This is a genomic window from Pontibacter sp. MBLB2868, from assembly GCF_051904785.1.
In the GTDB taxonomy this organism is placed as follows: Bacteria; Bacteroidota; Bacteroidia; order Cytophagales; family Hymenobacteraceae; genus Pontibacter.
This window is the reverse complement of the sequence record NZ_CP196710.1, coordinates 1436395-1448859: the sequence shown is the minus strand read 5'-3', so window position 1 is coordinate 1448859 and position 12465 is coordinate 1436395. Positions and strand designations below refer to the sequence as shown.

Sequence of the window (12465 nt, the reverse complement as noted above, 5' to 3'; positions counted from 1 at the left end):
ATCTGGTAAAACTTAGCAACGCGAATTATGAAAAAGCTTTTCCTCCTATTGCTTTTTATAGTTCTGCAGTTATCTGCCACGGCACAACAAAACGCTATAGACAGTTTGCAGAACCTTTTGAAGCAGGCCAAAGACACCGCCCGCGTCAATGTACTATTAGAGTTAAGTAAACAGTATAACGGCGAAGACCAGGCCAAAGCAGTAGCCTATGCCAAACAGGCTCAAAAGCTGGCTCAAAAGTATAACTATCCAAAAGGGGAAGCCTATGCGCTGAAGAGCCTCGGGATGGCTTATGTAAATGAAGGAAATTATCCTAACGTACTTCGCTACTGGCAACAGTCTTTAAACATCTTTAATAAGATAGACGACAAAGTTGGAGCGAGTAATATGCTCAATAATATTGGTGTGATATACTCTATTCAGGGTTGGGATGCCAAGGCGATAGAGTATTATTTAAGATCACTAAAGAAGGCCGAACAAAGCGGGGATAAATTAAGGATAGCTACTGCCCTGCTTAACATAGGTGCTCAGTATAACAATAATCCTGCTACACAAGGCAAAGCACTGGACTACTACCTGCAGGCGCTGCCACTAAGCAAAGAAGTAGGCGACAAGACAACACTCGGCACGCTTACGGTAAACATCGGAGAAATATACTTTAAGCAGGGTGATGATGAGAAGGCCATGCGCTACTACCAGGATGCGATGGAGATACTCGAGGAGTCGGGTGACATGAACCAGGTAGCCTATACTTTGAACAGTATAGGCAAAGTTCATACGTCCAGGGGGGAGTTGAAAGAGGCGATGGAGCAACACCAGAAAGCCAGAAGAGTGGCCGAGGCTGCCTCTGCAAAACTGGAGCTGACGCAGGCGCTAAATTACATTGGCAACCTGCAGATAGAAATGGGCCAACCGGCACAGGCACTGGCCACACATAAACGAGCAGAACAGATAGCCACAGAACTGGGAGCCAGTTACGAAATTAAAGACTCTTACGCAGGTATAGCTAAGGCTTATAGTATCCTGTCAGATTATAAGAACGCATATGCTTATCAGGACCGCCTCCTGGCCATTAAGGATACATTATACAAAGCTGAAACAAACGAAAAGATAGAAAACCTGCAGGCAAACTATGAAAGTGAAAAGAAACAGGCACAGATAGACCTGCTCACAAAAGACAAAAAACTTCAGGCGCTAAACCTGCAAAGGCAGCATGTACTGCGGAACGGCTTAGCAGCAAGTCTGGGACTTATACTTATCATTGCCCTGGTCCTGTTCCTGAACTACCGGAATAAAGCAAAGGCCAATAAACTACTTAAGCATAAGAACGAAGAGATAAACGCACAGAAAGAAGAAATACTAACGCAGCGCGATCACCTGGAACAAACTTACAACAACCTGATCAACACGCAGCAGCAGTTAGTACAGTCAGAAAAGATGGCATCTCTTGGCCAGCTTACGGCTGGAGTGGCGCATGAGATAAATAACCCCATCAACTTTGTGTCTGCTGGCATTGAGTCTCTGAAGCTCAATTTTGCCGACATCATGGAGGTGGTGAAGGGTTACCTGCTTTTAAAACCTGGCGTGGACAACGATGCACAGCTACAAAAACTGGATAAGCTAAAGAAACAACTGGAAGTAGAAGAACTGATAGAAGAGTCTGATCAGTTACTGAACAGCATAAAGAACGGGGCCACACGCACGAAAGAAATTGTATTAAGCCTGAAAAACTTTACGCGAATGGATGAAAGCAACCTTAAAAAGGCAAACATCCATGAAGGTATCGACTCAACCCTTGTCATACTTAACAACCAACTGAAAGACAGAATTAAAATTGTAAGAAACTATGGTGACGTGCCCGAAATACAATGTTACCCTGGCCAGCTAAACCAGGTTTTCATGAACATATTGAGCAATGCGGTGCAGGCAATAAAAGGAGAAGGAACAATTGCCATTAAAACTTACACCGACGACGATTATGCCGTGATCAAGATCAAAGATACAGGTGCCGGCATGACAGAGGAAGTAAAGAACCACATATTTGAGCCATTTTTTACCACAAAAGACGTTGGCGAGGGAACCGGATTAGGACTATCGATCAGCTATGGTATTGTTGAAAAGCACAACGGTAAAATAGATGTGGAGTCACAGCCTGGAGTTGGAACGGAATTCACAATCCGCATTCCAGTGGTACTTAAAGTTAACTCCGAAAAAGTTGCGTTGGCGGCAGTATCATGAGCAAATGATGAAGTATAAAAGCAACCTAAAATTAGTTTGAAAAATGGAAGACGTGACATTGGAAAAAGCTATTGAAACGCCTCAAAGTGATTATGAGAAGCCTGCTATACTATACATAGATGATGAAGAAGACAACCTTATAGTTTTTAAGTCGGCGTTCAGGCGGCATTACAGTGTGCTGACAGCAAAATCAGGGGAAGAAGGTCTGGAGATTCTGAAAGGCCAGGATGTAAGCGTTGTGATAACTGACCAGCGCATGCCCCAGATGACCGGTGTACAGTTCCTGAAAAATCTGCCAGATGAGAATGATATGATCCGGATGATTCTGACCGGTTACAGCGATATGGAATCAATCATAGAGGCGATCAATACTGGTAAAGTATACCGGTACATTACCAAACCCTGGGATAAGAACGAGCTGAAGATAACCATGGATAACGCCATTGAGGCCTTTCACTTACGCCGCACAAACAAGCACCTGATAGAGGAACTGAAGGAGGCAAATGAAGTACTGGAGCAGAAGGTGATTGAACGCACCCTGGAAGTAAGCCAGCAGCGGGATGAAATTGAGAAACTTATTCTTAACATTTTGCCCGAGGAAGTGGCACAGGAGCTAAAGGAAAAAGGCGAGGCAACCCCACGTTTCTATGAGTGCGCAACAGTTCTTTTTACAGATTTTATTGGCTTTACAAATATTGCCGAAGGCTTGTCTCCGCAAGCTCTGATAGAAGAACTGAATAAGTACTTTATGGTTTTTGACTCGATTGTAGAAAAACATAACCTGGAGAAGATAAAGACCATTGGGGATGCCTACATGTGCGCAGGCGGAATTCCGGTTGAGAATAATTCACACGCAGTGGACGCTATACTTGCCGCGATTGAAATACAGACCTACATGCAGGAGGTAAACCAAAAGCGGGAAGCCACCGGGCAGCCTAAATGGGAACTGCGTATCGGCATACATTCTGGTCCGCTGGTAGCGGGCGTTATTGGCAGCAAGAAGTTTGCTTACGACATTTGGGGCGATACTGTAAACATTGCAAGCCGAATGGAATCCTGTGGTGAAGGAGGTAAAATTAACATCTCAAACTTTACCTTCGACCTGGTAAAGGACTGGTTCAGCTGCTTGTACCGTGGCAAGGTAGCAGCAAAGAACAAAGGTGAAGTTGATATGTATTTTGTAGAAAGCGAAGTGGAACGGGTCGCATAGCAAGGCAAGAGTATGGACTAAGCACTATAACGCTGCTCTGTTTTGTAAAGTGTACGTATAACACCTGACACAAGCATAACAGGAAAATTACTGTAACTAAAGCATCCTTAGTGCTTTAACAAAACTAATTGGACGAAGTAAACAATAACTTATAGCCATGGCCTCAATTCAGTTCGCTCCCATTCAGCAGCACATGGTGCTTCAGCTGCAGAATAAACTGCCGGAAAACCTCACCTACCACTGCGTTGCACATACGCTTGATGTGCTGGAGCAAGTACAGAAAATAGCAACTGAGGAAGGCATATACAACGCTGACGATCTGCTCCTGTTAAAAGTGGCAGCTCTTTATCACGATTCAGGTTTCATTTATACTTACCAGAACCATGAAGCGAAAAGCTGTGATATAGCTAAAAAGGAATTGCCAAAATACGGGTTTTCACAGGCGCAAATAGAAACTGTGTGCCACATGATCATGGCAACCAGGGTTCCGCAGGAACCGCATAACCACCTGGAACAAATCCTCTGCGACGCTGACCTGGATTATCTGGGACGGGAAGATTTTGAGAAGATCGCACAGACTCTTTTTAAAGAATTGGTGCACCATAAGAAGCTGGAACGGGAAGATGAATGGAATGCACTCCAGATCAAATTTTTAGACAAGCACAGTTACTTTACTTGCTACTCAAAGCAGAACAGAGAACATGTGAAACAAGCACACCTCAATTGGCTAAAAGCTACAGTAAGTCAAGTTCAGTAGGCACTTTTTTGGGAGTGGCCAATTTTGTATCCATCTGCCTAAGCCGCTTACAAAGTGTTTTAAGTATGCCCTTCAGTACATCCGCATTATTTAAAAGGATCTCGTAAAAAGGCTCCTGTGCAAGTCTAAGTAAAATAGTATCCTCCAGGGTAGTGGCGCTTGCTGACCGAGGCTCTGTATCAAGTATGGATAGTTCTCCCAATAACTCATTTTCCTCCAACACGGCAAAGGTAAGTTCTTCATCATGCACTTTCACTTTACCTTTAAACACAAAGTACATGCAATCCCCAACATCTCCCTTATTGAAAAGGATTTCATCAGGACCAAGCTGAATTTCCTCTAATACGCCCGCCAGTTCTACAAGCTCTGTTTCAGGAGTCTCACTAAAAATGTCAGAAGAACGTAGTGTAAGTACTTTCTCGATAAGCAGCATAATTTATATTATTTTAGTACAGATAGCACATAGTCTCTTGTTTCTTGAAAAACAGCCTCTTCAGGTAATCGATCATTATTAGCAAGAATCCTAGTTGACCAATTGCCAGGTAGATGAGGTAATAAAAAGCAGGCAACGGATCTACACCAAGTAGTACAGTTTATTCCGTCACCAGTAATAATTCTTTCGAGCAGTGCTTCCACTTCTTCATGTGATTTTGGCAACCACACTTCCCTCCTTTCCTTTACGTCGAGTACAAAGTCAAGTATAGCATCTATTTCTTTAAACAGCCGCTTTGGCACAGTGTGCTCCAGTATCTCGATAGCATTGGCGATTTTACTGCTATTCCCTATCTGCAAAAGCTTGCTTACTCTGTCAATATGTTGCCTGCCATAACACAGTGCTAAGCCTCTCATTAATGTATTGACATCATCTGCAAGTTCACGCTCTAACGTATCCGATAGCAACTGCATGTCGTGGTTCTGCCTTAATAAGCGGCAGGCTGATGCTAGTTGCCGGCAGTTTGACACCTTTTCCCTCACCCATTGTTTAACCAGTTCCTCCGCATCAGATGGCAGTTCCTGCTGCATCTGCCAAAGCGCAACTACTGCCTCATCCGAGTACTGCTTATACTTCGATAAGATATCGACGAGGTAACGGGCTGGCTGTTCTCCTTTGGCTTTGCCGGCAGCTGCTATTACGGCCTTGGTAAGGTTGCTATCTATTGCATGAGGTTGCAACGCTTCTTCTGAAAAAACTTTATTGCCAAACAGCACCAAAGCTTTCTGAAGGGAATAATAAGCTTTGTGATCTGCTGCAGATTTAATAATGTTGTTAAGTAAACGATAGCATCGGGTCTTGCCTGTAACCTCTATGGCTTGTTTAACTACCACATCTGAGGCGTTCGATAACAGCGTCTCCAGCTGGTCCTTGAAGATACGCAGAGGCACATTATACATCACATCCAAGGCAAGGCACTTATCTTCGTGGCTGCTGCTCTCATGAACCATTTGATCCAGGTATTCCACTGCCATTTCGCAGGCTTCAGGAGAGTTACGCATCAGTAGTCCTATCAGCGCATACTTCTTGTCCTCTTTTGTTGGCAGCAAATGCCAGTGCTCTTTTGCTGCTGTTACAGGAGCAAAGAAATAGAAAGCTTTCACCAGCTCTGTCCGCAGGTATTTTGATGTTTCAGTTTTGAGATGAATTTCTACAAACGGCAGCACCTCCTTAGCCTCCAGTTTAACAAGCCTTTGAAGTGCATATTTCTTCACTTCCTCAAAATCCCTTTGAAATACTTCGAGCAACAGGTCGATCAGTTGCTTGTCCCCGGACCGTTCCAGCAGCTCAAGCGCAACAACAATCTCTTTGGGGTTATTGCTGTATACTTTCTGAAGCAGCAACGATTTAACAGAAGCATCATTCAGAAACAGTGCTGTACCAGTGAACCATCCTTTTTTGATGGAATGTACAAGTGTTTTTTTGTAGGCATTTCTTACCAGGTAAACCGATAATATCCAAATAAATAAAAGCCCTACCAGCACCTGCCCCATAAAAAGGACACTGATACCGCCCCATATCCTGCTACCCAGCCAAAGGAAAACACCACTTGCCAGCAGCGCAAACGGCAACATATAGCCTTTGGCAATTAAGTGCCCTTTTAACCTGATGTGGGGGTCCAGTGGCTGAAAAAGTATAAAAAAAGCTGGCTCCTGCACAGTTGACTTCAGGACCTCTGACAGGAGCACCATAATGCCAAAAATGTATAGGATCCTAGAATCATCAGCTCCCAGAACAAACATGAGACTTGTGACGAGTATCAACACAAATGGTGAAATCAGCAGTGAATTTGACAGGCCAAGCTTGCTGATGAGCCTGCTGCTGAAAAGTACTTTAAAAATGATAGCCAGCACTCTGCCAATGGCGAAAAAAAGACTTATAAATACCGCCAGTTGCGGGCTTGAGGAGAACCTCGATTTGATCTCTCCCAGCAAAGTATAGTCTATCAGGGCATAAACGATATAACCTGTCAAGGAAAACAAGGCTATATAAAATATAAGTCTGCTATGGAAAATGCGCATCAGCGGAGAACTGATACTACGCTTCTGATGCTCATCCAAATGATGGTGTACTTCTTTCTCTGCCTCCTGATGATGGAATCGATGCAGCACATAATAAGCAAGAGCAAAGGCACAAACGGATACCCAGAGCAGGTTGTTTACTCCAACGTAAGGGATGAGCAATGGAACCAGCGCATATCCCAGAAGTTTCGCCGGTAAGTCTCCAGAACCAACCAGGGAAAAGATGCGCTTGCTTTCTCTTACATTAAATATAATTGCTGCCATTCCCCAGAAACCATAACCTATCAACATATAAATTACCAAGTTCCAGGCTACTAAAAGTAAGGGCATCCCCTTTATCGGAATGAAACTAAAAGCAAACCAGGTAACAACAAGCGAAACAGCAGACAGGATGATTATTTTTTCAAGTAATTTCTTGGAACTATACTTCTGCTCAAGCCTGCTGTAAAACACATTAGCTATAAGCAACAAAAGCGCGGAAAGCAGATAAACAGCAGGGATGTATTTTACATCAAATTCGTGAAGGAATTGAGTTAGTGCACTCGTAAATAAAAAAGCCGTGGCAACTCCTAAGAAAAGCTGGATCAGGAACAGTTTTCTTACCACTATAAGCTCAGAGGGTTTTAGGTTAAGTAACCTGTAATAGTACGCTCTCATTTATGACCATGCTTTCTGCACGTCTTTGTGGTGACAGCTGTTTTAGCATTATACTTACTTTAGTAGCTGACTACCACATGCATTAGTATCTATACGGGCAACGACATTGATTGAATAAAATATATTCAGTTTATAGTTTATAAAATGCAATTATATTTTTGATGTAATGCGATGACTAAGAGGTGCATACTTTAACCTTACAGTTTACTTGATTTTGTTGCTGCCCTTAGATTCTTTACTGTTAAAGAGTTTAAAAAAAAGAGCTGTGTGGGATTTCAGAAAGTGGGTTTGATCGGAACAGAAGAGGGGCAAAAAATAAAAGGCCTTCTTGTAACAGAAGGCCTTTCATTACAGAGGTTTTTACTTATTTAATTTTACAAGCTTCAGCTCTAATTCATGGTTGTCCGGAAGACTGTTTAGCACGAGCACATGTCCTGCCTTTGCAGGGTAAACATAAGAATAAGCATCCTTGCTTGATACCAGTTCTACATTGTCAGTTAACGGAGCCGACTGACCGGAATAGATTACATTAACCAGGCTTTTTTCTTTATACTTACTTTTCTTAACTTCTTTATAGTTGATAAAGGCAGTATTAAAGCTATTCTGTTCACTTTCTTGTTGCGTGAACTGGTAATTAAAACCTCCGATCATTTTTATTACCATTCCAATCATACCAGTCCCGTAAAAGCCAGAGCCTGGAGGTAATATACAATTTGTCTGATCTTTCTCGATGAAATTAACCTTTTCCAGGTTCAGGTCCTGATCCAATGAATAGATCATAGCATTACCCACAACACCTTTTACAGTGCTTGTACCACCACCTAATACTGCCATGGCAATACCAAGTCCATCTGCTTTCACCTTGTACTGCTCAGCCACAATGTGTTGCTTTCCGTCAGCTCCTCTTATAACTGTATGAACAAAGTTCACAAAACCGTCCTCCAGGCTTTGCTTCGCTGCCTCTGGGAGTAATGGATTTACCTCCTTATTCCAGCTATAGAATTTTTTAGACTTCACTTTGCCGTCCAATCCAATACGCTTGATAAAAAAGCCTTCGCTTTTATTTACCCCTGGTTTATCATCCAAGGCATAATATTCTCCCATCGCCACAAACTCATCTTTTTTGTTGTCATAGCTGAAAGAGCTAATGGATAATTGCTCATCTTTTTCATTTTCAATGGCAATATCAAAAAGCATTTTGCCGGTTTTTACATCCAAGGCTGCCATAGAAAATGTAAGCTGTTTAGACAGCATATTAGGTCTGCGGGCAATTGTAGCTAAAACATACTTGTCCGTTATGTCATTAAGGAGCAGCGACTCGTAGTCTTTTGACTTCTTATCAGACATGCTGGTCCACAGCAGCTTCAGTTTGTTATCATACATTTCCAGAGAGTAACCTTTCATCATTCCCATATAACTGCTCCGAATAAAACCCTTGTTAGGAACAGCATAGAGATTCATGCCAGACATTGCTTTGTTTTCCCCAATACCGGTTAAGTTAATTTCCTGTGCTGTTACCTGGAGGTCACCTTTAGAATTTTTGGTGAAACTTTTAGTAGCGATCTTTTTTAATGACCTGTCGTAAACATCCAACTCAAAAGATTTTGTTCTTGTATTGTAAAAATAAAAGCAGAAAGCCTCCCCATTGTAGGCGTTTCTCAACAGGCTGGTTGCATAACGCTCTTTCTGCAGTGTTACACTTTTTACTTTTTTAAGGTCCTGATCATAAAAGTCCAAACCAAAATTATCATTTTTTTTATCGGCCTTATCGGCACGGTAAAACATGGTATATCCCTTTACTTCACTTCCTTCATAAATCGGCGTGAGTGCATTCTTTCTAAAATTAGAAAAGCCCTTCAAGGTTTGTGTTTGTGCATAGCTTATGAGGGTGCATAGCAACAGCAGATTAGTTAGTAAAACGCGTAATTGTGTCTTCATAAATTTAGTTTAGTGATAATAAGTTTTGTTAATCTTGATTCTACTTTATAAACAGTTGTAAAAATCTTCCATGCTTGTACTTACCCAGGTATATACTTAAAGCTTCCGTAGCCCCCTGCTCCTCTTCCTGCAATGTTCGTAAAGCATATTGAGCAGCCGCTACATGTTCATGCTCTCCCTGTAAAGGCTGAACTTTTTGTGCTAAGCAAACACTCAGGGGTTTATAATCAGAAGTATTCAGGCTATTCAAAAACTTTATGAGTCGGTTAAAAGATTCGGAATGATAATCGGATTCAACTTGCATGATCTCCGCAAACTGATGCAGCAGCAGGTGTCGTTTCAACTCATACAGGCACAACACCACCATGCTTTTAAGGTAAGCACTTTCAGGGTTATCTTTTAGCAACAACAACGCATTGTACAAAGCAAAATCATAGTTTTTTGAATCAAACCAGCTTTGTACCAACTCCCTCTGGCAAACATCTTTTATTTTTACTGACACACCATCCCGGTTAGAATTATTTGACGCAGGCATGCTCTGTATCAGTTCCTGCATGTATGCTAATCGTTTTTCAATATCCGGATGCGTTTTCAGGGTGTCAGGACTAGCAGAGAAGGGAGAATCATCTGTAGTGATATCAAAAATGGAAGAACTGTTTTTTTGCTTTTGAAACGTATCACTATTAAAGTCTTCGCAACTTAAAAAGGCTGAAAAATTCACTTCATTAGGGGGGATATTATCGTCAATATTTTTAAGGACCTGTAAAGCGGTATATGCTTCCGCAGATCTGTACCTGGTACGGGATAAGAGCACATAACCTAACGAATCAGCTTCCTTTTCAAGTGAACGGCTATGGAACAAGTGTCCTAAAGACAATTCTTCCAATAAGTTTCCCATTTTAGCATTCCGGTTATACTTTTCTTTTGAAACCTGATTAAGCTGTTTTTTAAAACTTTTGTCATGGATCACATCAAGAAACTCCCGTATACTTTGGTCCATGTGGTTTAACTTAATGTGCGCCAGCTCATGGCATAGCACAAAAGCAATCTGGCTTTCATTTTCTAGCTTTGCTAACAAGCCGATGTTGAAGAAAATGGTACCATTAGCCATGGCATAAGCATTTTCTTTGGGATTCCTGGAGAGGACAAGTTTTGTTCCTGCTAATTCCTTGTTTGCAACGATAATGTTGCTGTAAATAGACTGTATAAAGGGAGCTACAACTGAATCCTGAAAAGCCCCGTACAGCATCATCTTGTAACTGTTTTCAGCACTTCGTTCTACAATTTCCTTGTAGCTTTTTTTGTAGTCAGAGCTGACACCCTGCGGTACTACAAAATGTTTCAAGACAGAATTGCGTTGAGCAAGCGCCTGCTCGTGCAACTGAACAGTATCATTTGTATAGAAAGGGAAATATTCTTTCTGCTGAGCATAAGCACGACAAAAAGTGGACAGGAGCAATAATAAAGCACAGGCAGCGGCACCTTTATGCTTCAAAACCTGAATAAAAGCAGACATCTAAGTTTGTTTTGATCATTTAAAGATATGGAAATATTATTCAAATAATATATTCATTAGTGAAAATATTATTTGCCAATAATCATACTTATAAATGAATTAATTAAATAATCACGCCCCTAGATACTGCTTTCATGGATTTTAAAGAGAGTCAGATAAATAACGCGATGCACAAAAAAGCCTTCAGGCAAGAATAGATTTACTATAAACATGGAGTATAAAATACTATTTATAACGGATTATATACAACTAAAGCAGCATACACTTAGTGTTATTTTATGCCCCGATTACCTTCTTCTGTGTGTTTCAAATATTCTTTCCCTGGAAAACGCTTTTACACATCAATAGGGCTACGAACCACCTTACGTAATAATTAGCAACCTCCACTAGAAAAGAATAGTCAAATATTATATTATATTCGTACTATTTTAGAGATGAAAGTTGGAGATATTACTTGTTTTGTGTTGACTCAACCTGGTATCTCCCCGAAGTAACCTTTTAATACCAGTTTGTATACTTAACCCAGCGAGATTTATAAGTTCATCACGGATAATTTAGATGTACTCTTACATATGAAAAGTGGGTAAAACATTTAAAACCATAGGCCTGCATATCCTCTTCTGGATATTGGTTGTCTTGTACTTTGCCTGGGGTTTCGGCCTGGGTGTGGAACCCATGAAGTCCATCTACAATGCCTTGTTCTATCTTCCGGGGCATTTAATAATGGTCTATTGCCTGCTGTATTTCCTGGTTCCTAAATTTCTCCTGCACAGAAGGTACTGGCAATTCTTTGGAGGGTAGGTAATACTCATTATCCTGTGCGGAGTATATACTGTTGTGGCCCAACTTTCAGTTGCCTCAGATCCACGACTTCAGGGCGCGACTTTCTCAGTTGGACGAAATATCCTGCCTTTCATCCATGTTGCCGCTATTGCTACCTCTATCAAACTTCTTAAATACTGGTATATTCAGAGAAAGCAAACGCTGGAGGCCGAACAGCAGAGGACAGTTGCCGAACTCAAATTACTAAAGGCGCAACTTCATCCCCATTTTTTATTCAATACACTCAATAACCTGTATTCCCATACCCTTGAGTTTTCACCTAAGTCTCCGGATATCGTTTTAAAACTTTCTGAATTGCTGAGGTTTATGATCTATGAGAGTAACTCCCAAAGAATTGCTTTGGCAAAAGAAATAGAACTCTTGCAGCATTATATTTCTTTGGAAAAGTTGCGCTACGGTGACAGACTAGATCTGTCGGTTAGCATCACGGGAGATATTGAGAAATTCCAGATAGCTCCCCTTTTACTGCTTCCTTTTCTTGAAAATGCATTTAAGCACGGAACAAGTAAACAGATCGATCAATGCTGGATAAGCTTTAATCTGGAAATGGAGGATTCATCCATGTACTTTAAGCTCATCAACAGCATTGATCCTGAAGGTGAGGAAGAACTGAATGTGCCAGGTGGGCTTGGGCTGACAAATGTTATGAAAAGACTTGAAATTCTGTACAAGGGAAAGTATAAACTGGATACTCAAAAACTGGAGGAAGTTTATGTAGTTAACCTTGGGCTTGAGTTAGAATTGCTGGAAGAGCAGTACATAGATCGCTTACAACTAACCAAAACAGTATGA

General features: G+C 41.4%; 8 protein-coding genes. 4 read left to right on the top strand and 4 right to left on the bottom strand.

Going from position 1 to position 12465, the window contains the following annotated elements; all coding sequences use genetic code 11:
- The first annotated feature begins 27 nt into the window (after nucleotides 1-27).
- From ACSX1A_RS06215 to ACSX1A_RS06205, 3 genes are all read left to right on the top strand, one after another.
- Complete coding sequence (locus tag ACSX1A_RS06215) at nucleotides 28-2238, top strand: tetratricopeptide repeat-containing sensor histidine kinase (RefSeq protein ID WP_439882758.1); 2211 nt, start codon at nucleotides 28-30, stop codon at nucleotides 2236-2238.
- A 43-nt stretch (nucleotides 2239-2281) separates the two neighbouring features.
- On the top strand, nucleotides 2282-3448 hold the full coding sequence (locus ACSX1A_RS06210) for an adenylate/guanylate cyclase domain-containing protein (RefSeq protein ID WP_439882757.1): 1167 nt from the start codon (nucleotides 2282-2284) through the stop codon (nucleotides 3446-3448).
- A 157-nt stretch (nucleotides 3449-3605) separates the two neighbouring features.
- Entirely contained in the window at nucleotides 3606-4205 is a 600-nt protein-coding gene (locus tag ACSX1A_RS06205) for an HD domain-containing protein (protein WP_439882756.1), read from the top strand.
- On the opposite strand, the gene ACSX1A_RS06200 is transcribed toward ACSX1A_RS06205, so the two are convergent.
- The 4 genes from ACSX1A_RS06200 to ACSX1A_RS06185 form a co-directional block, all read right to left on the bottom strand.
- Nucleotides 4183-4638 (bottom strand): Crp/Fnr family transcriptional regulator, encoded by a 456-nt coding sequence (locus tag ACSX1A_RS06200; RefSeq protein WP_439882755.1) that lies wholly within the window; start codon nucleotides 4636-4638, stop codon nucleotides 4183-4185. The genes ACSX1A_RS06205 and ACSX1A_RS06200 overlap by 23 nt on opposite strands.
- Nucleotides 4639-4646: 8 nt before the next feature.
- Nucleotides 4647-7325, bottom strand: coding sequence for an MFS transporter (locus ACSX1A_RS06195; protein WP_439882754.1), 2679 nt, complete (start codon nucleotides 7323-7325; stop codon nucleotides 4647-4649).
- Between the two features lie 411 nt (nucleotides 7326-7736).
- Entirely contained in the window at nucleotides 7737-9314 is a 1578-nt protein-coding gene (locus tag ACSX1A_RS06190) for a DUF6770 family protein (protein WP_439882753.1), read from the bottom strand.
- Nucleotides 9315-9354: 40 nt separating this feature from the next.
- Nucleotides 9355-10830: a M48 family metalloprotease gene (locus ACSX1A_RS06185; RefSeq protein WP_439882752.1), complete on the bottom strand. Its 1476-nt coding sequence runs from the start codon at nucleotides 10828-10830 to the stop codon at nucleotides 9355-9357.
- Between the two features lie 837 nt (nucleotides 10831-11667).
- On the opposite strand from ACSX1A_RS06185, the gene ACSX1A_RS06180 reads away from it, so the two are divergent.
- Nucleotides 11668-12465 (top strand): sensor histidine kinase, encoded by a 798-nt coding sequence (locus ACSX1A_RS06180; protein WP_439882751.1) that lies wholly within the window; start codon nucleotides 11668-11670, stop codon nucleotides 12463-12465.